The following is a 22,846-nucleotide window of genomic DNA, read 5'->3' as shown; positions in this document are numbered from 1 at the left end:
ATGATTAAAATTGCCCCATCTATTTTATCTGCGGATTTTGCCCGTCTCGGCGCGGAAGTGGCGGAAGCCCAAGCTGCTGGCGGAGACTGGATTCATGTTGATGTCATGGACGGTCATTTCGTCCCTAATATTACGCTTGGACCTGCGATTGTAAAAGCGATCGCTCCACATACAAGTTTGCCGCTTGATGTGCATTTGATGATTGAGAACCCAGAGCGTTATGTGGAGGAATTTGCGAAAGCTGGCGCAGCTGTTATTACGGTTCATGCCGAGGCTTGTGTGCATCTGCACCGGGTTATTCATCTGATCAAGGAACAGGGAGTGAAGGCAGGGGTTGCTCTTAATCCGGGAACTCCGGCAAGTGCAATTCAGGAAGTGCTGGACGATGTGGATATGGTGCTTGTCATGACCGTAAATCCCGGTTTTGGTGGACAGGCCTTCATCTCAGGCACCATGAATAAAATCAAGCAAATTCGTAGCTGGCTGAACGAAAAAGGACGCCATGACGTGCATATTGAAGTGGATGGCGGTATTGCTGCCGACACAGCTCCGCTTGTGGTTGAAGCTGGAGCGGATGTGCTCGTTGCAGGAAGTGCTGTATTTGGACGTGAAGATCGCGCAGCGGCGATTGCCGAAATTCGCAGTAGCTACGGAGGCTGAGCATGAACCTCAAGGAGACGCTGTGGACAATGGGTGCAAGTCTCGTTACGGGACTGGTGCTTGCTATGTTTGCGGTCATTCAATCCCCTTACAATGCGATTACGTCATTGATCGGGGTTGGTGTTGTCATTATGTACTTCCGCAAATTTGACCGTACAGGACTTCGGGTTACTTTTGTGATATTCAGCATACTGTATTACTTATTGAGTGTATTCATGATCGCTGTCTATCAATATATCCCTACCCAAACCTAAATGACCTGATAACCAGGCTCGTCATTGTGGAATAGGGACAAAGGGTTCCGCATAAATATGGTTACATGAGCAGGTTTCTCATGTAGCCTTTTTTGTCGTGTTTAAGGCAAGGAAGGCCTGGAGCATAGGATACGGCGGATGCATGAGCATGATGGGGAGGGTGAAGTATGAAATTTTACACATTCAAACTGCCGAAGTTTTTGGGAGGCTTTGTAAAGGCGATTCTTAATACGTTTCAAAAGAACTGACATGATTAAAAGGTTCCATTGGCGAATACCGCCGCTATGGCTTCAGGATCATCTGGAATTCGGACCTGCGAAGCGCCATGCGGCGGCCATTCACATGCTGATGTGTGTATTCATGATTTTATTTCTGAATACCAAAAAAGCACCTGCAAGGAACAAGGTGCTTTTTGCTTACCCGATTTATAGTAGCTTTGCGTGATTATACGCGAGTCACTTTACCGGCTTTCAGTGCACGGGTGCTTACGTATACACGTTTTGGTTTACCGTTCACGAGAATGCGGACCTTCTGAACGTTTACGCCCCAAGAACGACGGTTACGGTTGTTAGCGTGGGATACGTGGTTACCGGTGCCCGGTTTCTTACCTGTCACATAACATTTGCGAGACATAGATTACACCTCCTATCCTAAAATAACCAGTTGCCCTAAGGAGACACGAATGCCATTCCAGACGGGCTAAATTGTTCTTCCTGACCGCAATGGTCAGGTTCCAGTAGCTAATGGCGTTGTTCAAGCCGGCATAGCCGGATCATTTCCATTACTAAACCTGCATAAAACAATACTTGAATATAATATCATATTGAAAAAAGCTTCGTCAACTGATCCAAAAACTTTATTTATTTCTCCTGTCTAATATAGTACAATGTTGAATAGTCCATAATACAGCGGTGAACAGGCTGTTGCCGCGGGGAAGCCGGAGAAAAAACCGGCCTTAAAGGGTCGGTGGTCTGCTTTTTTGGCAACGCTGTGAGCTGCGGCATTCCATCATTGGCACCAGTCTCCATGCGGCATTCATGCCGGCTCTTGATACCGGTGCATATCCGTATGCCCCGAATTAGGGGTTACAGAGTAATTGCAGGATATCGGTTGCCCGGCCGCCCAGACCGTTAATCCGGCTGACATGTTGTATGATATGCCTGTGCCGGACAAGGTATGGACGAAGAATAACGCGATAAGCGTTTGCGCATGAACAGACCAGATAACATCTTGGTGCAAGATGTTCGTGTATCAAGCTAGGAAGGGGAATTCTCACTTGAGTATACGTTCTTTAAATGGAACAGATTTCACCGCAATGGTACTTGCCGGAGCGGAACAACTTGGACAGCATGCAGAGCACGTCAATTCCCTGAATGTTTTCCCTGTGCCGGATGGCGACACGGGAACGAACATGAATTTGACAATGAGTGCAGGAGTCGCAGAGATTAAACGCAAGAGTTCTGCCTCCATCGGAGAAGCTGCCGGTATTTTATCAAAAGGCCTGCTAATGGGCGCACGGGGGAATTCCGGAGTAATATTATCGCAATTGTTCCGCGGATTCAGTCGTTCAGCTGCTCCTTACGAGGAACTGAATACACTCCAGTTCGCAGCAGCCCTGCAGAACGGTGTGGACGCAGCTTATAAAGCCGTAGTGAAACCCGTTGAAGGGACCATTCTTACCGTAGCCAAGGAAGCGGCGAAACATGCCAATTACTACGCAAGACGGACGAATGATATAACTGAATTAATGAATGAAGTATTGTTAAAAGCAAAAGAAGCACTGGCAATGACTCCGGAATTGCTGCCTGTATTGAAACAGGTTGGTGTTGTGGACTCAGGTGGTCAGGGGCTTGTATATATTTACGAAGGCTTCATGGACGTTCTGTTGCAAACGGACGGGGCGAGCCGTACATCCTTCCAGAGAGACGTACAACCAACCGTAGCGGCATCTGCATTGAAACCGGCTGCACCGTCAGAAGTGGTTTCTGCGAAGTCTGCACAGCAGGTAATTGTACCGGAGATGCCAATGTCTGCCCAGGCGCGCCTGGAAACGGAAGATATTGAGTTCCTGTATGACATGGAGTTCTTTATTAACCGCGAGCTTGGAGAGAACGCAGGTGTTACATTTGATGACGAAGCATTCCGGAAAGCGTTGTCAGTTAACGGGGATTCCATCATTATTATTGCTGACGATGAAGTGATTAAGGTTCACGTGCATTCCAAGACACCTGGGGATGTATTAAACCTGGCTCTCCGTTATGGAGAAATCACACAAATTCACATTCTCAATATGCGTGAGCAGCATCGTGATCTGCTGACTGCAGGCATGGACATTGCGCCTTCGCCTGAGCTGTTCGCAGAGATTCCACCTGAAGCGGCGCGCAGTGTGGAAAAAGCCGTGCTCCCAGCAGACGAGATGGCACCATATGGTTTCATCGCGGTATCTTCCGGTGAAGGCATTGCGGAGATTTTCCAAAGTCTTGGCGTGGATGTCGTTCTGTCTGGTGGACAAACGATGAATCCGAGCACCGAGGATTTTGTGAAAGCGGTGCGTTCGATCGCGGCAGAACAGGTTTTTATTTTGCCGAACAACTCCAATATTGTGCTTGCTGCCGAGCAGGCCCGGGAGCTGCTGGAAGATGAACGTCGAATTATTGTGATTCCGAGCAAGACGATCCCTCAGGGCATGGCAGCGGCTTTTGCTTTCCAGGAGGATGAATCTGCGGAAACCAATCGTGACCATATGCTTGAGGCAATTAGCCGGGTACAGTCCGGTCAAGTGACTCATGCGGTCAGAGATACACAATATGACGAGCTTGATATCAAAGCGGGACACTACATCGGTATCCACAATTCCAAGATCGTGGCAACGGACGAGAGCATGCTGCATGCATGTGAAGGCCTGCTGCAACAGATGATGGAAAGCGGAGATGAAGTGGTGACGATCCTTGAAGGGGACGAGGCTACCCCTGAGATTACCGCTGCGCTTGTCGCATGGCTTGAAGAACAATATCCTGATGCTGAGGTAGAGGTGCATCTTGGAGGACAGCCGGTTTATTATTATTTGTTCTCTGTAGAGTCCTAATAGAGGTTGTTCAAAATGTCCCCAGTTAACTTTTTGAACATGCACTAATAGCACTAAAGCAAAGAGGAGGGATCTGATGAGCCACAAGGTTGCGATCGTAACCGATAGCACGGCAGATATACCGGAAGAACTGATCCGTAAATACGGGATTCATGTTGTTCCGCTGCGTGTTTTGTTCGGGGAAGAAGCTTATGCAGACGGCGTTGATCTGACTTCGGAACAGTTCTATGCAAAATTGGAGAAGGTATCCGTGCTGCCTACAACCTCACAGCCTTCTCCCACTGATTTTATGAATATCTATAACACATTGTTGGATGAGGACCCGGAGCGGCCCATTGTATCGATTCATTTGTCTTCCGGCATGAGTGGTACCTATCAATCGGCTCTGCTTGGCAAATCGTTGCTGGAACGTGAAGAGGATATAACGGTACTGGATTCGAAGTCTGCATCCTATGGATATGGTTTAATGGTCGTACAGGCTGCCGAGCTTGCCGAACAAGGCAAGTCCGCTGCGGAGATCGCTGCGGCTGTAGCCGCCATGCAGCAGAGCCGCAAGCTGTTCTTTCTCGTAGATACATTGGAGTATTTACAGAAAGGCGGTCGGATTGGCAAGGCTGCGGCCATCTTAGGAACACTGCTGAATATTAAACCGATCTTGTCCATTGATGAGGAAGGCGTTATTTACGCAGTGGAGAAAGTCAGAGGTCACAAAAAAGCCATGGCACGCATTATTGAGCTGTTTCAGCAGGATCTGGCGGGTCAACGTGTTAATCTGGCGGTAGGTCATACCGCAGACCCCGGATCAGCGATCGCTTGTGCAGAGCAATTACGCGGGCATTTTACACTGAATGAAGTGGTATATACCAATATTGGGGCCGTCATTGGCAGCCATGTTGGGCCAGGCGTAGTTGCCATCTTTATGTGGCCTGTTCCGGAATGAGGGATTAGACATGAAATGGGAAGAAATATCCGTAAAACAAATTAGCGGCGTGAGTGCTCTCAAAGAGGGAGAGCTTCACGCCTTTGGCATCTCTACTGTAAAAGACCTGCTTGAATATTATCCGTTCCGTTATGAGGATTATCGGCTGCGTTCGCTCAGTGAAGTGAAGGACGGGGATAAAATTACGGTACAGGGTAAAGTGATGGGCATCCCGGTGTTGCAGCGTTATGGCAAAAAGTCACGCCTTACCTGTAAGGTGATGACGGAAGAATGGATGATCTCAGCCACCTGGTTCAATCGGCATTTTCTGAAGGAGCAGCTTACGCCCAATCGAGAGATTGTTATTACGGGGAAATGGGAACAAAAACGTATGCAGATGACCGTAACGGACTCGGAATTTCCGGATAAAGGGGAAGGACGATCGGGAACGCTGCAGCCTGTGTATTCCGTAACCGGCAAGATTACGCAGTCCTGGATGCGTAAAACGATTAATCAGGGGTTAGTCCAATTCGGGGAAATGATCCCTGAAATTCTGCCTCACTCCCTCATGAAGAAATATGGATTCATGCCTCGCAAACAGGCGATTGCCGGGATTCACCGTCCGCAGGATAACCGGGAAGGCCAGCAGGCCAGACAGCGGATGGTGTATGAGGAGTTATTTTTGTTTCAACTCAAGATGCAGGCATATCGTGCATTGAACCGGGATCGTATGGATGGTGTAGTGCACACAACGGATAATACGACGATTCGCGAGTTTGTTCGCAGTCTGCCATTTGAACTCACGGATGCGCAGAAGAAGGTAGAGCTTGAAATTCTGCATGATATGCGTTCACCGTATTCGATGAATCGATTGCTGCAGGGAGATGTAGGCTCAGGTAAAACGGTTATTGCAGCGATTGCGCTGTATACAACCGTTCGTTCCGGTTTTCAGGGGGCACTGATGGTGCCTACGGAGATTCTGGCAGAACAGCATATGCGCTCACTGCAAAAGCTGTTTGAACCTTTTGGCGTAACTGTGGGGCTGTTAACGGGCAGTGTGAATGGACGCAAGCGCAAAGATCTGATTGCATCCTTGCAGATGGGCATGATCGATATCGTTGTGGGTACACACGCTCTGATCCAGGAGGATGTATTTTTCCGCGATCTGGGTCTTGTCGTTACGGATGAACAGCATCGCTTCGGTGTAAACCAGCGCAGCATTTTGCGGCGTAAAGGGTATAACCCGGATGTGTTAACGATGACGGCGACGCCGATACCGCGAACACTGGCGATTACGGCTTTTGGTGATATTGAGGTATCCACCATCTCGGAACGTCCAAAGGGACGGATTCCAATCTCGACGTACTGGGTCAAGCATGACATGATGGACCGGGTTCTTGGTTTTATTTCGCGAGAAGTGGACCAGGGACGTCAGGCCTATCTGATCTGCCCGCTCATTGAAGAGTCGGAGAAGCTGGATGTACAGAATGCGATTGACCTGCATATCCAGATGCAGCAGAACTTTCCGAAGTACCGTGTAGGTCTGCTGCATGGACGGATGACGGCTGGCGAGAAGGAAGAGATGATGCGTGAATTCTACAGCAACGAAATTCAGCTTCTGGTCTCCACAACGGTTGTGGAGGTCGGTGTCGATGTACCCAACGCTACATTGATGGTTATTATGGATGCGGATCGCTTCGGTTTGTCACAGCTGCATCAGCTTCGTGGTCGGGTCGGGCGGGGTGCTCATGCATCTTATTGTGTGCTCATTGCTGATCCCAAGACAGAGGTTGGGCAGGAGCGCATGAAGGTCATGACGGAAACCGAAGATGGATTCGAAGTATCCCGTCGAGATCTGGATCTGCGGGGACCGGGCGATTTCTTTGGCACCAAGCAAAGTGGATTACCGGAGTTCCGTCTTGCCGACATGGTTGCGGATTTTGCCGTATTGGAGCAGGCGCGAGATGATGTGTCCAGCCTGATTGCGGATGCGAGCTTCTGGACGTCTGTTGACTACGCTCCTTTACGTGACTTTTTACAGCAGCAGCAAGTATTCCAGGGTGATCTGATCGATTAATCGGGGCTGTGGATATGTAGTTTTCCACATTTTCCGTGGGAAAATGTCAAGTGTACAAGCCCTCCTGTCATATGAATAAGAAGTGAGTTCATTATTCAGGAGGTGCTGTACGTTTTGGGTTACCAACAATATGGAATCAGTCCGCAGCTGGTGGAGCGGATCAAAACGAAAATGAAAAATCCCGCTGTCAAAGAGCGTATCAAAAAGTTGATAGATGGGGTCACCAAGTCTGATTTGCAGGATAAGGCAAAAGTAAGAAGACTGGTCAAGTCGTCAGCGGTCATTTTGAACGAGAATTTTTCTGCGGCTCAGGAGGAACAATTTGTTGCTTTTGTTCTCGCGCAGAAGATCGATCCGAACAATACGTTTCATTTGATTAAGCTGTGGGGCATGTTCAGGTAGGGATTCGATGGAATGTTGGGTGGTATAAAATGAACTACAGGGTGTTACACGTGGTCACTCCGAGTGCAGTACCATCTTCCGATCGCTGTTATCCCCGGATTTTTTTGAATTACCCTTTGAAAGGGTAAAATCCGGTGATAAAGGCGAGCGCTTCGCTTCTCCAGATTGGTTCTGCACTCTCCGTTACTGTGTAACTGGAAGTTCATTTTATAAAAACCAAATTACATCGAATGTGTATGAAGTAATTATAGTGGATGGGCGGTTCATAAGTCAGGGAGATGACTTATGAACCGCCTTTTTGATTGTTTGATTCAAGGACAAGTATTTAATGATATTTGAAAAAGCGATTATGCTAACTTAACGGAGTGATGCTATTCGTGAGATAGAGAATTCGGATGCTTTGTGCTTGGGAAGATCCTTCAGTGTCGTCCTATCACTCTTTGTTCTTAACAAAAAAAGGACTCGTAGCTATTAAAGATGCAATAAATACTAAAATTAAAATGGCATTAGAAGGTACGGTTGCATATATGTAGTTTTCGACGATTAGTACGAGGATCGAAATACTTAAAATCACTCTCAGCACATGAGCAGACGAGCGATTAGGGTTTTGGGTACGTTTCGAGATAAAGTAAATGATGAACCACAAACCACTAAACAGCAGAAGTGAACCTACGAGTAGCATTACATACATTAAAATACACCTTTCTTAAATAAATTATCTTGAACCAATTAGCATAATGTTCCAATTAATTATAACACAGTGGATTTCTGGAAGTGGAGTTTTATGTGTAGGAAAGTGAAGCTTTGTTGGCAGGGAAGAGAAAGGTTTGGAGCAAAATGAATTCCGTATTGTCTGTTCAATAGGTTAGCAACTTTCGTCTACTTCCTTGTGTATCTTATTTTCACAGGATTGACTTTGCTTTCCTCCTATTGGAGCGGTAAACTGTTGCATACGAGCATACATGGATTTCAAAGTGAGGAAAACGCTGCTGCGATAAGGGGCGTTTATTTTTGACGGATGTGGAGGAAGTCAGATTGACAGAGATGTTTACGATGCTGCTGGGGTTGTTTGAACGGGCGGCACTGCTGATTATATTTTTATTCTTTCTGTCGAGGATACCGCGGTTTAGACAGATTTTGCAAAAGGGAAAATTGAGATGGCAGGAGTACATTGCTGTTACGTTGTTATTCTGTGGATTTGCCATCTTCGGTACCTATACCGGTATTAATGTGGAAGGCTCGCTGGTGAATGTGCGCATTATTGCTGTCATGTCTGGCGGTATTCTGTTCGGGGGGCCTGTGGGCATCATTACCGGGATTGTGTCCGGGGTGCATCGGTATTTAATCGATATGGATGGAGTTACGGCGATCCCGTGCCTGATCACGAGTATTCTGGCAGGTCTGGTCTCCGGGTATATACATAAGTATACGCCTAAGTCGAAGCGCTGGATGATCGGTATTGCGGCGGGAATGATCTGTGAGGCGCTTACGATGCTGCTTATCCTGCTGTATTCCTATCCCGATCCTCTGGGTGCCGATATTGTCTCGAAGATTGCGCTGCCGATGATATTGGGTGAGGTGAATATTGGACTGATCGTGCTGCTGGTGCAGAGTGTGGAAGGGGAAAAGGAAATGATTGCAGCTCGTCAGGCCAAGCTGGCGCTAGAGATTGCGAACAAGACCTTGCCGTACTTCCGTTCCATTGATGAAGACTCTCTGCGTACGATCTGCCGGATTATTCAAGAGGATATTCAGGCGGATGCGGTTGCCATTACGGATACGCGAAATGTACTGGCTTATGTGGGATTTGGTGAGGAACGATATCACATCGGTAATGAAATTATTAGTGAGATGACGAAGAAGACAATCTCCAGTGGAGAGATTACGATCAGCAATGATGTCATTGACGAAAAAACGCCGGATATTCACTCCCTGCTCATTATTCCGCTCAAAGAGCGAGGCGAAGTGACGGGTGCCCTGAAAATCTATTACCGTAAAGCGTACAAGATTACGTATCCGTTGCAAACGATGGCTGTGGGTTTGTCCCAGATTATTTCCACTCAGATGGAAGTATCACGTGTGGAGGAGATCAAGGCTGCCGCCAATAAAGCGGAGCTGCGTGCATTGCAGACCACGATTCATCCTCATTTTCTATTTAATGCGCTGAACGCCATTGCCTCATCGATTCGAACTAAGCCGGATCGGGCGCGTGAGCTGATTGTGAATCTGTCTGGATATATGCGTTATAATCTGGAGCTGTCGGATGAGCTTATTGATATTCATAAGGAGTTGGAGCAGGTCCGCAATTATGTGGAGATCGAGAAGGCGCGCTTCGGCAGCAGGCTTAACGTGATTTATGATATTGATGAGGTGGCTGTGCATATTCCAAGTCTGGTCATTCAGCCGCTTGTGGAAAATGCCATTATTCACGGTATTCTCAAGGTAAAAGGACCCGGAACCGTACGGATTCGGGTACAGGACTATCCTGACTTTGTGCGAATTGGGGTCAGTGATACAGGAGCAGGCATTGGAGCCGACATTATTGAGCGTGTATACCATGACCGTATGCCAGCCAACCAGATCGGGTTGTACAACGTGCATCGGCGGGTGAAGCTCATTTATGGACAAGGGTTAACGATTACTCGGCTGGAGCAAGGAACCGATATTTTATTTGATGTACCCAAAGGAGATGTAGTAACAAGGTGATGAACGGTCGATGAGAGCCCTTATTGTTGAAGATGAAATTCCGGCCAGTGAGGAACTGAATTACTTGATACAGGAACATAGCCAGATTGAAGTGATAGATTGTCTGGAAGATGGACTGGATGTGCTGAAGTTTTTGCAGGAGCAGGAAGTCGACGTTATTTTTCTCGATATTAATATCCCTTCGCTGGATGGCATGATGCTGGCACATCATATTGGGAAGTTTGCGAGCAAGCCCTATATCGTATTTACAACGGCGTACAAGGAACATGCGGCTGAAGCGTTTGAGCTGGAGGCGTTTGACTATATTCTGAAGCCCTATGATGAGAAACGAATTGCCGCGATGCTGCAAAAACTCGAAACGGCATTCAAACGGGATCATGAGCAGGACGAACGTGAACGTGGCAGCGACGATGGACAGGCTCACAATACGGCTCAAGCCAACGATGAATGGTCTGCATCACATATGCAGGCGCGGGAATCCAATACTCAGACGGAACGACGCATTAACCTGTTGCGCAATGACAATATTATTGTGACAGATACCGCCGATATTTATTATGCAGAAGCACAAGAAAAAGTAACGAAGGTGTATACCAAAAACGGTGAGTTTACGATGCCGGTCAGCATCTCGGATTTTCACGGCCGATTACCGCAGGAAACCTTTTTCCGCTGCCATCGCTCTTACGTGGTGAATTTGTCTCAAATTCGTGAAATTGTGCCCTGGTTTAACAATACGTACCTGCTTCGTTTGCGTGATCTGGAGGCTGAAGTACCTGTTAGCCGGGGTAAAGTCAAAGAATTCAGGCAGCTCATGCGCATCTAGAGGCATTTCATTCCGCATCTGATGCAACTCATGCTCAAATCGGTGTAATGAATCCCCTTTCATGTATGATTAGCTTGTGAACGCATTCATATATATGACATCGGCAAAGGGGAGATCACGATGAAAGCAGCTATTTCATCCGCACCTAATTCAGCATCTACAACTATGAAAATGAACCGCTGGCTTATTGTACTGGGAACTATTATTGTACAAATGGGTCTCGGAACCATCTACACCTGGAGTTTATTTAATCAACCGTTGTCTGATCGTTTCGGATGGGACGTCAGCTCGGTCGCGATAACTTTTTCGATTACCAGCTTTGCTTTGGCATTTGCCACACTGTTTGCCGGCCGACTGCAAGAACGATGGGGACTTCGTCGTCTGATTCGGGTAGCGGGTGTGGTGCTTGGTCTGGGACTCGTGCTCAGTTCTCAAGTGAGTTCGTTGACACTGCTCTATATTCTGGCCGGATTTGTGGTTGGATTCGCGGATGGTACGGCGTACATCACTTCCTTGTCCAACCTGATCAAATGGTTCCCTGAGCGAAAAGGTCTGATCTCAGGTATTTCGGTCGGGGCCTTTGGTACGGGCAGTCTGTTGTTCAAATATGTGAACTCGGCATTAATCGGTGCTGTTGGTCCTGCTCAAGCTTTTATGTACTGGGGCATTATTGTATTGGTATTGATTGTAGGTGGCTCGTTCCTGATCCGTGAAGCGGTTGTTCGTGAACAAGCTCCGGCAGCAAGCAGCACAGACGGTGGGAAGCAACAAGTAACACGTCATGATTATACGGTCAAAGAAATGCTGCGTACAAAAGAAGCTTATATGCTGTTCGTTATTTTCTTCACGGCATGTATGAGTGGACTGTATCTGATCGGTATTGTGAAAGACATCGGTGTGCAGTTGGCAGGTCTTAATGTGGCTACAGCTGCCAATGCGGTGGCGATGGTTGCCATCTTTAACACCGCCGGACGTATCATTCTGGGCGCGCTGTCAGATAAAGTAGGACGGATGAAAGTTATTGCCGGAGCACTGCTGGTTACGGCTGTTGCCGTAATGACGCTGAGTCTGGTACCGCTGAGCTTTGGCATCTTCTTCGCCTGTGTGGCCGCTATCGCATTCTGCTTTGGTGGGAATATCACGGTCTTCCCGGCAATTGTGGCAGATTACTTTGGACTGAAAAATCAGAGCAAAAACTACGGCGTGATCTATCAGGGATTTGGATTGGGTGCCTTGGCTGGATCGTTTATCAGCGCCCTGCTGGGCGGATTCCATCTTACCTTTATTGTGATCGCTGTACTGTGTGCCGTCTCGCTTTTGCTGGCGTTGATTATTACGCCTCCGGGTCAAGGACGTCGTACACGTCAACGTGAACAGCAGATGAATCTTAACCCTTCATCCCGGGCAAGCTGATCGTAGTGGGATGAAGTTCTATTTTTAAAAAGCAAGCTGGCGGTCTCTACGGAGGCCGCTTTTTGGTATCAGCTCAACCTCAGAGGAATGGAGACTTCTGTACAAGAAGCGGTTGTGTGCAATGCATACTTTGCTTCTGGTATACTCTAGGTGAAATAAAAAGAGCAAGTCCTTGTTAGCCATTTGGAGGAGGTATGTTCGTCATGAATTTCTTGAAATATGCACCATCTGATTTTGCTGATTATTATGCTCTTGTGTCCAATATTGAAGTCATGCAGCAGATTACCGAACGGGCTCTGCCTGAGCATGAAGCTACGGCGGAATTTGAATCCATGCTGAATTATAATCTCGGCAACAATTGTGGCTATTATCGAATATCTGGTGAAGATGGGGTAGGAATGGCCTACGCCAAACTGATCCCGGATGAAGCCGATCCGTCCCGGGCGGAAATGGGTTACATGATTCTGCCGGAGTATTGGGGGAAAGGACACGGGACTTCCATCGCAGCTCGGCTGATTATTCAGGCACAGGCGGCGGGAATTGGTGTACTCTATGCGGTTATCGATCCATCCAATGCGGCATCACGTCGAATATTGCTCAGACAGAACTTTGTATCCACATGGGTTGGGGATTATCATGGGTTACCTGGCGAAATTCTGGAGCTGAATCTTCAGGTGAAGCGGTAAGGGATCAGGCTTGCGGGTAATACATACCATACCGGGCATTTTGCATCACTTCGATGGGAACTTATCATTCGGAGGCGTGTGAAATGCTCATACAGAGATTTGGAGGAGATGGAGATGAGCAATGCTGCGATGGAACGTCTGAACCAGTTGCTGCCGGAATGGCTGGAGACCAGCCGTCTGCACACTGGACAGGGGAAAGTGGCTTCTTATATTCCCGAATTGTTCAAGGCCTCACAGGACGAACTAGGTATACATATCATGAACGCCGAAGGCAATCATGTGTCAGCCGGAGACTGTGGTGTCCCGTTTACGATGCAAAGTATCTCCAAGGTATTTACACTCATTCTGGCCCTGATGGATCATGGGGAGGAAGCGGTCTTCTTTAATGTAGGAAAAGAACCTACCGGGGATGATTATGATTCCATGATCAAGCTCGAACTGGTCGAACCGGGCATTCCGTTTAATCCATTGATCAATGCGGGTGCGATTACGGTATCGTCCCTGATTGCCGGGGATTGCAAAGAGGAGAAGTCACGGCGCATTTTGGAATTTTTCCGCAAGCTGGCCAATAATGATCGGCTGGGCTATAACGAGGCGGTGTATCGGTCCGAATCGGAGACAGGCCATCTGAACCGCTCGCTTGGTTATTTTCTGAAGCACAATGGTGTGCTCAAGGATGATGTCGAAGATGTGCTTGCCGTCTATTTCCGCCATTGCTCCATCGAGGTGACTTGTGCGGACCTGGCCCGTATGGCACTGGTGCTTGCTTATGACGGGACAGATCCGATCACCGGGAATGAGCTTATTCCTCGTCGTTATGTGCAGATCGCCAAAACGTTCATGACTACCTGTGGTATGTATAATGCATCAGGCGAATTTGCAATTCAGGTCGGGTTGCCTGCCAAGAGTGGAGTGTCTGGTGGAATTCTGACTCTGGTTCCAGGCCAGTTTGGCATCGGGCTTGTAGGTCCGGCTCTGAATCGGAAAGGAAACAGCATTGCAGGCGTGCATCTGCTTGAGCGTCTTTCCAATGAATTTGACTGGAGTTTGTTCTAAACTAGGAAATCCCCTTACCCTCCTGAGTGGCCGATGAATCGCCATTTCGTCCTTTTGCTTCTTTGGAACGAAATGGTCTGATAGGAATGCAGTTTGTCGGCTGCTTCAGTCTTGGTTCAGAACGTGTAGGAAAACGGTCCTGCATGGCAACAGCCATGCTGCTTCTATTCCGGTATACCCGCACGCTGGGGTGAATTCGGGATGCTCCCTTTATATCACGTGCATTCGCCTGGGGCTTTGGCTCGCATCATTCATTTGCGAGCACCACATCCGTAATCAGATTCATCTGAATTTCACGGGTCCCGGTCTCCGTTAACAGTCTGAGAGTGCGGGCAGGGGAGTCCAGTCGAAGCACCTGTCCGGTAAAACGGATATCATCATGTTCATGGAACAGGCTGATGGTGACTGCGTCCCCAAGCAGCATGGAGTTACTAAGTAAACGGGACATTTCTTCCGCTGCCTGGGCATCCAGGGATGGACGGGTACGGGGAGCAAGTTGCTCCTGATGAATGATGTAGGCTTCCCGGTGTTCGGGAAGCATCATGCGTGACGACTCAAAAATCCCGTTTTGCTGCAATTTTTTACTCATTTATAGTGACCTCCAATTTTATGAGAACGGTCCTGTGCCTGTGCGGACGAGCAGAGCGAGGAGGCCCGCATGATCGCGGTTTCTCCGAACTTGCGCTTGATGTCATCTGTGGCGCGTTCCAGTTCTCTTTTGCGTTCACGGTCATCGAACCAGGACAGTTGTACTTCGGAATCGGGCACGAGTCCGGTCAATGACACGCTGATGCGGCGAATGGGTAATCCGTCCCAATGGCGCAGAAACAGAGCTGCTGCCGCATCGTATACTTCATCCGTGATGTTGGTAGGTTCATTCACCTTCATCTGGCGGGAGAAGCCGGTTGGACGATCGTAATCCTGCCCCCGACATCCTACAGAGACGACATGGCCCATGAGCGATTTGTCCCGGGAACGCCGGCTGACCAGCTCCGCCAGTTCAAGCAGTACCACTTTGATGTCTTCCCACGATTCATAGTCCCGAGGCAATGTCATCTGATGTCCAATGCCCTGCTGCTGGTGGGCATATGTCCCGGGTTTTACCGGAGAATCATCGATTCCGCGGGCAATACGCCACAGTACCTCACCATTGACACCCCAACGCTCTCTCAGCCGGGACAAGGGAGTCTGCGCCAGATCACCGATCGTATGAATCCCCATCTTGTAGAGATGCTGGCCCATCCGGGAACCGACCATAAACATGTCTCGAACAGGTTTATTCCACAACGTTTTCTGCATGTCCTTGCGGGGCAGTGTGTAGATGCCTCCTGGGACTTTTTTGGCATACAGGTCACAGGCCATTTTGCTGACTACCTTGGTGTCGCTGATGCCAACGCGGATATAGACGCCAGTCTCTTCCATGACCCTGTCCTGAATGCTGCGGGCAATCGTTTCGGGACTGCCGAACAGATCCAAACTTCCGGTGACATCCAGAAACTGTTCGTCAATGCTATATGGTTCAACCAGATCGGTATAGGACTGAAGGATACGGGTAATGTGTAGGGAAACACGAATATATTCGGCCATCCGGGGACGAATGACGACCACATCAGGACATTTGGCAAGAGCTTCACCCAGTCGTTCTGCAGTAGTAATTCCATAGGACTTGGCGAGTGGGCAGGCGGCCAGAATAATGCCTGAACGGCGTGCAGGATCTCCCGCAACAACAAGCGGACGGTCTCTGTATTCAGGATGTGCAGACTTCTCCACACTGGCATAAAATGACTGGCAATCGGCCAGCATAATGACACGTCCGTCTTTGCGGGGCATAGTACTTCTCTCCTTTTATTCATGATTCGGCTGCTTCTGTGCAGTGATGGGTTTCATTCAGTCAACGTTATTTTACAGTTTATTTACAGTACGGAACAAGTGTTCCTGTTTTATAAGCATATCCGACAATGTCAGATGCGGCAACCGGAATTATTTTGCAATTTGGACACAAATATTGGATGGACCTAATAGAGTCAAAATTTAGGAAATAAGATGTATTTTTTTACATTTCATGTAAGAGATCCGTGACTTCCGGGTGATGACCGGGTGTTCATTGGGCTTTGTGTAAAAGTAATATAGATGGGCACAGTCCTATAGGGGGGGACTGATGTCCTTTTTTCATTTTCTGCACTTTTCAGAAAACCTTGATAGGGCGCGGGTTTTCAAGGATACGTTATCGGACTATAGTATCAATTTTGTAATCTTTATGGTTAATACTGTAAAAATGTCCGCAACTTTAAAATATCATTAGCGTTTAATGGGGTAAGCGTTCAAGCGGAAACAGATCTCGCAATCCGCGTTGCATATAACAATAACGGGTAGAGATGTGCAGGCCTGGAAGAACCTCAAACGGACGGTTAAAGTGGCATATATTCGTGTCCATGGAACATAAGAGCAAGAGGACTCCTGGATGCTAGTTGATGGCGCATTTTACGAATTATGGGCAGAATGTTGCAGTTCACGTTTGCTTCCATCAGCCTAGTTACAAATGCAGAGTCTTAGAGCTATAGTGAGAACTACACCGCTGACATCTCTACCCAAAGCGGACATCCGATGCGGGATTACCCGCAGACCTTCATGTCATTTAAGATCCGCAGATGAAGCAGGATGCATACTAGAGAGGTGAGCAATTAAGAGCCATGAGCAGACGAAGACGTAGACGCTGGTTGCTAACGATGTTTGCAGGAGCGGCCATAGTGACAGGCGGAATATTTGCCGGATGGCACTATATGCAGCCCCAGCTCGTTACGTACACAGCGGACAATGGCACGGAGATGAAATTCAAGACCGATGGAGACCGGTTCATGGAATATGGACCCGATGGCGCATGGCGGGAGATGTTCGTGAAAGGTGTGAACCTGGGCGCGACATCACCAGGACATTACCCGGGCGAGTTTCCGTTGACGAAAGAGGATTACTTGAAGTGGTTCCAGCAGATTGAGGATCTGGGGGCCAATGTCATCCGGGTGTACACGGTACATGAGCCGGTTTTTTACAACGCATTGGTTGAGTATAACCGTGGCCGGGAGCAACCGTTATATTTTATACAGGGCATATGGTCGCCGGAAGAAGAGTTGATCGAGAAGCAGGATGCCTATGCTGACCATATTGAGCAGACGTTCAAACAGGAGATTGAAAAGGCGGTATCGGCTGTATATGGGGATGCGGACATTCCCGATAAACCGGGAGAGTCAAGCGGCAAATACAAGACGAATGCCGGGAAATATCTAATGGCTTGGCATGTGGGAACAGAGTGGGACCCTTCGATGGTGAACAACACGAATGAGAGTCACCCCGACGTGCCGCAGTACAAAGGCGTTCATTTTTCCGGGACGCAGGATGCATCACCGTTCGAGAATTGGCTGGCAGAGCTGCTGGACTATACCGCCGTGTTGGAGAAGAAATACGGATGGGAGCATCCGATGACCTTCACCAATTGGGTAACCACCGATGTGCTGGATCATCCGGGCGAGCCGCTGTTCGAAGAGGATTTGGTGAGTGTGGATGCGCGACATATTCAACCGGAAGAGTGGCAGGGCGGATATTTTGCCGCATACCATGTGTACCCTTATTACCCGGACTTGTTCCATACGGACCAGACACTCCAGACCATCAAGGATGAGAACGGCGAGTACAACACGTACAAAAGTTATCTGCGCAAGCTCAAAGCCGAGTTTTCCGATATGCCTGTAATGATTACAGAGTATGGTGTACCGTCTTCGCTTGGGATCTCCCATCTGGGTATGGGAGGTCGGGATCAGGGCGGACATAACGAGGCCGAGCAGGGCGAGATCGACGCATCGCTGACTCAGGATATTTATGATGAGGGGTATGCGGGAGCGATTTTGTTCATGTGGCAGGATGAGTGGTTCAAAAAAACCTGGAACACGATGCCGCTGGAAATTCCAGCTGATCGGCGGGCCTACTGGCTGAACGTGCTGACGAATGAGAAGATGTTCGGTCTGCTCGCCATGGACCCCGGTAAGCAGGAACAGCTGACCATCGACGGGAAACTGGATGACTGGAATGCGCTGAAGAAGGAAGAGGTCACCATCTGGCAAGGTAAGGTAGACGGCATCAAGGAAATGAAAATCACCCATGATGAAGCCTACCTGTACATTGGCATGACGCTGGATCAACCTTTTGACCCGGACCAGACCTTGCTGCGCATCGGAACGGATACGCTGGATGGTGGGAATCAGCCGGGTACGAGACTTCCGGATCGAACGCTGAGTGATGGACTCGAAACGGTGATTACATTGGGGCAGGATGATGAATCACAAGTGGAGATCGCCAAGGACTATGACTTTAACCAGCGCCTCTATGGCAAGGACGGTTACGGGATGCTGACCGAGGAGCAAGAGAATGCGGCAGATCCATTCCATCCATGGAACCTGGCAGTCAGCCTGCGGATGACCCCACCGGATACCCGGTCCGCCCAACCGTTCATGAATGAGCAGGTCGGTACATTGAAACGCGGAACGACAGCTCCAGATCAATCCGATACCGATTCGTTAACCGCCTGGCAATATAACGGTAATCAGGTTGAGATGCGTATTCCATGGATGCTGCTTGGATTCGGTGACCCAAGTTCACTGCAAGCGATCAAGTACGGAGCGCTGAAAGGTGGACGGGAATTCGAAACGGTCGCAGTCAAGGGCGTTACTCTGGTTCCGTGGCTAATGGATCGTTCTACTGGAAATATCTCTTGGCCTGGTGGTGACCAGAAGACACTGGATGTGAAGACATTGCCTATATACAGCTGGCAGCCCTGGGAGCAGGTACAGTACAGTGAACGACTGAAACTGAGCTACGAGGAAATGAAGAAACGGTATGAACAAATTCCAAGTTTTCAGACCGAATAAATGAGTATAAAGGAGGACCTTTTCACATGTTTCCGAATTTGGCTTTGGCTTATCTATTTCTATACATCTGTACGGCGCTTGTCGTTGTAGGTGTAATCCTGCTGTTTGCCATGAAAATGTCCCACAACGGCAAACGGCGCAAGATTGAGTTTTATAAATTAAAGCAGCGTGACTACTTTACGTATCTGCAGACGGCGCTGACAGAGGACAGTCCATTGAAATTGCCACCTGGGAAGCTGGCCCCGCTGGAGCGTCGGGTCATCCAGAGCAAGCTTATTGAATGGATTGATCAGTTCAAGGGCGAGTATCGCAACAAATTGATTGTACTCTGCCGTGAAGCCGGATTTGTAGAGCATGATCTGAAGGAACTGAGTCGTATTCGTTATGGACGCCAGATTGATGCAGCTTATCGATTGGGCGGCATGCGTTGTCCGGAGGCCGTTCCAGGCTTGATGGAATTGCTTAAGGATGAGAAGCCTGGTCCGATGGCGATTATGATTGGTCGTTCGATCGCAAGATGTACGATCCGTCAGGGTGAACTGAAAGACATGCTCGCGCTGCTGTTGACCAAAGGAAAATCGATTCATCATCTGGCAGCAGATATTTTGCTCGAAACCAGTCTGGAACCAAGCAGAATTCTGATTGAGTTGCTGGAAGATCGCAATCCTGACTTTGTCAAAGTGGGACTGGTTGCGATGTGGGGACAAGCTGTGCCGGAAGTGATGCCTGCACTCGACAGACTCGTTGGTGCAGAACATCAGGATGTACGGGCAGAAGCGGTGAAGCTGTACCTTAGCGCAAGTCCGGCACTTCAGGACGAGACCATTCTGAAGCTTATGCAGGATTCGGACCCGGAGGTGCGTGCCGAAGTGGTGCAGGCGCTCGGTTCGAAACATGCGTCAGGCAGCATTCCACTGCTGCGCAAAGCGCTGCGTGATGAAGATTGGGGCGTACGCTATAACAGTGCGGAGAGCCTGGGCAAGCTGGGCGAACCGGGATTTGAAGCCTTGTGTCAGGCCGCTGTGGAGGGCACAGGTGCTGAACGGGAAATTGCAATGCAGCAGATTGAGAGTACGATGCAGCACTCAGGAACAGACCACAAAGCCGTTGACCAGATGATTGCACATAACAAAAAAAGGCTGCTGTATGATCGGTACTTCGGTCCCGTACGTGGGAACCGGACACCAAGCAAGAAACGTACAGGTGTGGCTGCGGTAGGAGGGGATTACACTGCTTAGAGATCTACTATTAATCTACGGCATGGTTGCAATCTATTATGTCGTTGCCGTAAATACGCTTTACTTTTCGATTCTGGCCTTATCATTCCGTAACATTTGGACAATCTTCAGGCGTTCGCATTATTCCAAATACAATACGTTGTCAGGCTCGGAGCTGGTACCATCGGTTTCCTTGCTGGTGCCTGCATACAACGAGGAACTGACGATTATTGAAAATGTAAACTGCCTGATGACGCTGAATTATCCAACGTATGAAGTCATCGTGGTGAATGATGGTTCCAGCGATACCACCTTAAAGGTGTTGCTGGAAGAATATCGTCTGAAGCCGGTACCCAACACGAAGATTCGGGGCAAGATTTCCTGTCAGAAAATTCGCGGGATCTACCACAATCCGGAATTCCCCGACCTGTATGTCATTGACAAGGAAAACGGCGGAAAGGCCGATTCCCTCAATGCCGGAATCAACCTGTCTCATTATCCGTTGATTTCTTCCATCGATGCCGACTCTTTGCTGGAGAAGGATGCCCTGATTCGTATGGCTCGCATGTATATGGAGAATCCGGAAGAGACGGTGGCTATTGGTGGGGATGTACGGATAGCTAACGGCTGCAAAATCGAGAATGGGGCAGTGCAGGACGTTTCACTGCCTCGCAAGATTTGGCCAATGTTCCAGTCCATCGAGTATCTCAAAGCCTTTCTCGGCGGACGGATCGGTTGGAGTCACATGAATGGTCTGATCATCGTCTCGGGTGCCTTCGGCATGTTCCGCAAGGATGCGGTTATTGCGGTTGGGGGATACCGGGACGGTTATCCGGGTGAAGACATGAACATTATCATCAAGCTTCACCGTTATATGCTGGAGAACAAATTGAAATACCGCGTAGCTTTCTGCCCTGAAGCCGTGTGCTGGACGCAGGCGCCGGATTCCTACCGGATCTTGTCCAGTCAGCGCAAGCGCTGGGGACGTGGAAATCTGAAGAACATGATCGAGAATCGCGGCATGTTGTTCAACCCGAAATATAAAGTCATGGGCATGCTGACTATGCCGTACAATATCCTTTTTGAAGCGCTGAACCCGTATTTCCGCATTACCGGACTTCTCGCTCTCACGGGATATGTACTGATGGATATGACTCAGTGGCCGATACTTCTTCTGTTTGGATTGCTCAACGTGGTGAGTGGTTATCTGCTGAGTGTGGGAGCACTTGTGCTCGAGGAAATTGCATTCAAGCGGTATAACAAGCTATCGGATCTGGTCAAAATGCTGTTCTACTCCGCTCTGAAATTCGTCGGCTATCATCAGCTCGGCGTGCTGTGGAGATTGCAGGGGCATATCCAGTTCATGCAAAACAATAACTCATGGGGTACCATGACACGCCAAAGCTGGTCCGAAGAAGAGAAGACAAGCGAGGCGGCTTAAGCACAGCGTAATTAAAGTAATACAGCAGAAACAATATAGATGTTCAACTAAACATTTACACGAGAACGGAGAGGACAGAAATAACCTGAAGAAGCGAAGCTACATGCTTTCTACAAGAAAGCTACATCGGAAGCATACGCTATCCCCGGATTTAACCTTTTCAAAAGGAATCAAAAAAATCTGGGGATAACAGCGATCGGAAGGTTGTTCTGTCATCGAAGTGTCAGTGTAAATACCCATTAGTTGGACTTGTATAGATAACCGAGGGAGAAGGGTGGAAAAGAACATGCCAAATACGGCGACATTGCAGCGTGAGGCTGCCGTTAATGTGTACCGCAGTGTAGAACAGGGATTGAAAGAAACGGGTGCCGAAACATGCGGCTTAATGTTCATCCATTGTGCAGGGCAGTCTCAGCCGGAGCAGCAGGTCAGGACATATCTGGAGCAGACCAGTGAGTCTGCCTTCCAGGTCTGGCAGGATGGAGCCACACAGGCGATTGCTGTCCTGCTGCCAGGGTTGACACTGGATGAGGTTCATTATGAGGGGCTTCGCATCAAGCATGAATTGCAGGAGACGGTACCTGGTGCCGATCCGCAAATTACGCTGGCAAGTTTCCCGGCAGGTGAGCGTCCTTCAAAGGCAACCATTCAACATATGGCTGAGTCCGCCAAGCTGGTAGACCCGTCGGAGATTCATATCTACACGCTGGACAAGACGGCAGACGAGCCGGAACGAATTTTGATTGTGGATAACGATCCGACGGTACGCGAGTTTCTGCAATTGCGTCTGAAGATGCAGGGGTATGAAACTTATGAAGCGGTGGATGGACTGGCTGCACTGGAACTGATTGAGAAACTCACGCCTGACCTGGTGCTGACCGAATTGAACCTGTATGGCATTGATGGCCTGCCGTTCATTCAACATATTCAGAACCTGGATGTGGAGCAGCCGCCCAAAATCGTCGTATTGACGGAACAACGTGTGGAGCAAACGATCAGCCAATGCTTCCGCAGCGGAGTCGATGATTATATGACCAAACCGTTCTCACCTGTGGAGCTGGATGCCCGAATCAGGCGCTGCCTGCACTAAATGCAACCACAAGCAAAGCCAAGAGAAGCCAATAGCCTTCATTCATTTTTATCAGCCCAATAAGTACATTTACAGACAAACATCTATCAAATGGATTCGTC

The 22,846-nt window shown here is 48.7% G+C and carries 20 protein-coding genes; 17 read left to right on the top strand and 3 right to left on the bottom strand.

Annotation, left to right across the window (positions count from 1 at the left end; translation table 11 throughout):
• From rpe to BMY78_RS17155, 4 genes are all read left to right on the top strand, one after another.
• On the top strand, nucleotides 1-660 hold the full coding sequence (gene rpe, locus BMY78_RS17170; protein WP_053784310.1) for a ribulose-phosphate 3-epimerase: 660 nt from the start codon (nucleotides 1-3) through the stop codon (nucleotides 658-660).
• Nucleotides 661-662: 2 nt separating this feature from the next.
• Entirely contained in the window at nucleotides 663-914 is a 252-nt protein-coding gene (locus tag BMY78_RS17165; protein WP_090901029.1) for a hypothetical protein, read from the top strand.
• Nucleotides 915-1,081: 167 nt separating this feature from the next.
• Entirely contained in the window at nucleotides 1,082-1,162 is an 81-nt protein-coding gene (gene spoVM, locus BMY78_RS17160) for a stage V sporulation protein SpoVM (protein WP_019424875.1), read from the top strand.
• Nucleotide 1,163: 1 nt separating this feature from the next.
• Nucleotides 1,164-1,358 carry a hypothetical protein gene (locus tag BMY78_RS17155; RefSeq protein ID WP_064636619.1) on the top strand — a complete coding sequence of 65 codons (195 nt, stop codon included), beginning with the start codon at nucleotides 1,164-1,166 and terminating at the stop codon, nucleotides 1,356-1,358.
• Here the strand turns inward: BMY78_RS17155 and rpmB are convergent, their stop codons facing one another.
• Entirely contained in the window at nucleotides 1,359-1,547 is a 189-nt protein-coding gene (gene rpmB, locus BMY78_RS17150; RefSeq protein WP_024631107.1) for a 50S ribosomal protein L28, read from the bottom strand. It lies immediately after the preceding gene.
• A gap of 643 nt (nucleotides 1,548-2,190) precedes the next feature.
• Here rpmB and BMY78_RS17145 point away from each other — a divergent pair.
• From BMY78_RS17145 to glsA, 9 genes are all read left to right on the top strand, one after another.
• A complete protein-coding gene (locus BMY78_RS17145) occupies nucleotides 2,191-3,999 on the top strand; it encodes a DAK2 domain-containing protein (RefSeq protein ID WP_090901026.1) in 1,809 nt (602 codons plus the stop codon).
• A 76-nt stretch (nucleotides 4,000-4,075) separates the two neighbouring features.
• The gene (locus tag BMY78_RS17140) at nucleotides 4,076-4,939 is read left to right on the top strand and encodes a DegV family protein (protein ID WP_090901023.1); all 864 of its coding nucleotides are present in this window, start codon (nucleotides 4,076-4,078) and stop codon (nucleotides 4,937-4,939) included.
• A gap of 10 nt (nucleotides 4,940-4,949) precedes the next feature.
• A complete protein-coding gene (gene recG, locus BMY78_RS17135; RefSeq protein ID WP_090901020.1) occupies nucleotides 4,950-6,995 on the top strand; it encodes an ATP-dependent DNA helicase RecG in 2,046 nt (681 codons plus the stop codon).
• 114 nt (nucleotides 6,996-7,109) lie between these two features.
• The gene (locus BMY78_RS17130) at nucleotides 7,110-7,397 is read left to right on the top strand and encodes a stage VI sporulation protein F (RefSeq protein ID WP_090901017.1); all 288 of its coding nucleotides are present in this window, start codon (nucleotides 7,110-7,112) and stop codon (nucleotides 7,395-7,397) included.
• Nucleotides 7,398-8,450: 1,053 nt separating this feature from the next.
• On the top strand, nucleotides 8,451-10,103 hold the full coding sequence (locus BMY78_RS17125; protein ID WP_090902551.1) for a sensor histidine kinase: 1,653 nt from the start codon (nucleotides 8,451-8,453) through the stop codon (nucleotides 10,101-10,103).
• Nucleotides 10,104-10,113: 10 nt separating this feature from the next.
• A complete protein-coding gene (locus tag BMY78_RS17120; RefSeq protein WP_090901014.1) occupies nucleotides 10,114-10,926 on the top strand; it encodes a LytR/AlgR family response regulator transcription factor in 813 nt (270 codons plus the stop codon).
• A 120-nt stretch (nucleotides 10,927-11,046) separates the two neighbouring features.
• Complete coding sequence (locus tag BMY78_RS17115) at nucleotides 11,047-12,339, top strand: L-lactate MFS transporter (RefSeq protein WP_177185757.1); 1,293 nt, start codon at nucleotides 11,047-11,049, stop codon at nucleotides 12,337-12,339.
• 203 nt (nucleotides 12,340-12,542) lie between these two features.
• A complete protein-coding gene (locus BMY78_RS17110; protein WP_177185756.1) occupies nucleotides 12,543-13,025 on the top strand; it encodes a GNAT family N-acetyltransferase in 483 nt (160 codons plus the stop codon).
• A gap of 114 nt (nucleotides 13,026-13,139) precedes the next feature.
• Nucleotides 13,140-14,081 (top strand): glutaminase A, encoded by a 942-nt coding sequence (gene glsA / locus BMY78_RS17105; protein WP_090901009.1) that lies wholly within the window; start codon nucleotides 13,140-13,142, stop codon nucleotides 14,079-14,081.
• A gap of 247 nt (nucleotides 14,082-14,328) precedes the next feature.
• On the opposite strand, the gene BMY78_RS17100 is transcribed toward glsA, so the two are convergent.
• Entirely contained in the window at nucleotides 14,329-14,670 is a 342-nt protein-coding gene (locus tag BMY78_RS17100) for a YolD-like family protein (protein WP_090901005.1), read from the bottom strand.
• Nucleotides 14,667-15,911 (bottom strand): DNA polymerase IV, encoded by a 1,245-nt coding sequence (locus BMY78_RS17095; RefSeq protein WP_090901002.1) that lies wholly within the window; start codon nucleotides 15,909-15,911, stop codon nucleotides 14,667-14,669. Before BMY78_RS17095 ends, BMY78_RS17100 begins: the two co-directional genes overlap by 4 nt.
• 860 nt (nucleotides 15,912-16,771) lie before the next feature.
• Between BMY78_RS17095 and BMY78_RS17090 the strand changes: the two genes are divergently transcribed.
• The 4 genes from BMY78_RS17090 to BMY78_RS17075 all read left to right on the top strand — a co-directional run bounded on the left by BMY78_RS17090 (nucleotide 16,772) and on the right by BMY78_RS17075 (nucleotide 22,745).
• The gene (locus tag BMY78_RS17090) at nucleotides 16,772-18,997 is read left to right on the top strand and encodes a hypothetical protein (RefSeq protein ID WP_090900999.1); all 2,226 of its coding nucleotides are present in this window, start codon (nucleotides 16,772-16,774) and stop codon (nucleotides 18,995-18,997) included.
• A gap of 26 nt (nucleotides 18,998-19,023) precedes the next feature.
• Nucleotides 19,024-20,235: a HEAT repeat domain-containing protein gene (locus tag BMY78_RS17085; RefSeq protein WP_090900996.1), complete on the top strand. Its 1,212-nt coding sequence runs from the start codon at nucleotides 19,024-19,026 to the stop codon at nucleotides 20,233-20,235.
• A gap of 22 nt (nucleotides 20,236-20,257) precedes the next feature.
• On the top strand, nucleotides 20,258-21,655 hold the full coding sequence (locus BMY78_RS17080) for a glycosyltransferase family 2 protein (RefSeq protein ID WP_177185755.1): 1,398 nt from the start codon (nucleotides 20,258-20,260) through the stop codon (nucleotides 21,653-21,655).
• A gap of 286 nt (nucleotides 21,656-21,941) precedes the next feature.
• On the top strand, nucleotides 21,942-22,745 hold the full coding sequence (locus BMY78_RS17075) for a response regulator transcription factor (protein ID WP_090900992.1): 804 nt from the start codon (nucleotides 21,942-21,944) through the stop codon (nucleotides 22,743-22,745).
• Nucleotides 22,746-22,846 lie beyond the last annotated feature (101 nt).

This window comes from Paenibacillus sp. OK076 (assembly GCF_900110055.1).
GTDB lineage: Bacteria > Bacillota > Bacilli > Paenibacillales > Paenibacillaceae > Paenibacillus.
Note: the sequence above shows the minus strand (reverse complement) of the source record. Positions and strands in the feature narration are given on the sequence as shown.

What these genes read in the sequence shown, in the direction of transcription:
- rpe (WP_053784310.1), top strand. Translation starts at nt 1, where the DNA reads ATGATTAAAATTGCCCCATCTATTTTATCTGCGGATTTTGCCCGTCTC.
- BMY78_RS17165 (WP_090901029.1), top strand. Translation starts at nt 663, where the DNA reads ATGAACCTCAAGGAGACGCTGTGGACAATGGGTGCAAGTCTCGTTACG.
- spoVM (WP_019424875.1), top strand. Translation starts at nt 1,082, where the DNA reads ATGAAATTTTACACATTCAAACTGCCGAAGTTTTTGGGAGGCTTTGTA.
- BMY78_RS17155 (WP_064636619.1), top strand. Translation starts at nt 1,164, where the DNA reads ATGATTAAAAGGTTCCATTGGCGAATACCGCCGCTATGGCTTCAGGAT.
- rpmB (WP_024631107.1), bottom strand. Translation starts at nt 1,547, where the DNA reads ATGTCTCGCAAATGTTATGTGACAGGTAAGAAACCGGGCACCGGTAAC.
- BMY78_RS17140 (WP_090901023.1), top strand. Translation starts at nt 4,076, where the DNA reads ATGAGCCACAAGGTTGCGATCGTAACCGATAGCACGGCAGATATACCG.
- recG (WP_090901020.1), top strand. Translation starts at nt 4,950, where the DNA reads ATGAAATGGGAAGAAATATCCGTAAAACAAATTAGCGGCGTGAGTGCT.
- BMY78_RS17125 (WP_090902551.1), top strand. Translation starts at nt 8,451, where the DNA reads ATGCTGCTGGGGTTGTTTGAACGGGCGGCACTGCTGATTATATTTTTA.
- BMY78_RS17120 (WP_090901014.1), top strand. Translation starts at nt 10,114, where the DNA reads ATGAGAGCCCTTATTGTTGAAGATGAAATTCCGGCCAGTGAGGAACTG.
- BMY78_RS17115 (WP_177185757.1), top strand. Translation starts at nt 11,047, where the DNA reads ATGAAAGCAGCTATTTCATCCGCACCTAATTCAGCATCTACAACTATG.
- BMY78_RS17110 (WP_177185756.1), top strand. Translation starts at nt 12,543, where the DNA reads ATGAATTTCTTGAAATATGCACCATCTGATTTTGCTGATTATTATGCT.
- glsA (WP_090901009.1), top strand. Translation starts at nt 13,140, where the DNA reads ATGAGCAATGCTGCGATGGAACGTCTGAACCAGTTGCTGCCGGAATGG.
- BMY78_RS17100 (WP_090901005.1), bottom strand. Translation starts at nt 14,670, where the DNA reads ATGAGTAAAAAATTGCAGCAAAACGGGATTTTTGAGTCGTCACGCATG.
- BMY78_RS17095 (WP_090901002.1), bottom strand. Translation starts at nt 15,911, where the DNA reads ATGCCCCGCAAAGACGGACGTGTCATTATGCTGGCCGATTGCCAGTCA.
- BMY78_RS17090 (WP_090900999.1), top strand. Translation starts at nt 16,772, where the DNA reads ATGAGCAGACGAAGACGTAGACGCTGGTTGCTAACGATGTTTGCAGGA.
- BMY78_RS17085 (WP_090900996.1), top strand. Translation starts at nt 19,024, where the DNA reads ATGTTTCCGAATTTGGCTTTGGCTTATCTATTTCTATACATCTGTACG.
- BMY78_RS17080 (WP_177185755.1), top strand. Translation starts at nt 20,258, where the DNA reads ATGGTTGCAATCTATTATGTCGTTGCCGTAAATACGCTTTACTTTTCG.
- BMY78_RS17075 (WP_090900992.1), top strand. Translation starts at nt 21,942, where the DNA reads ATGCCAAATACGGCGACATTGCAGCGTGAGGCTGCCGTTAATGTGTAC.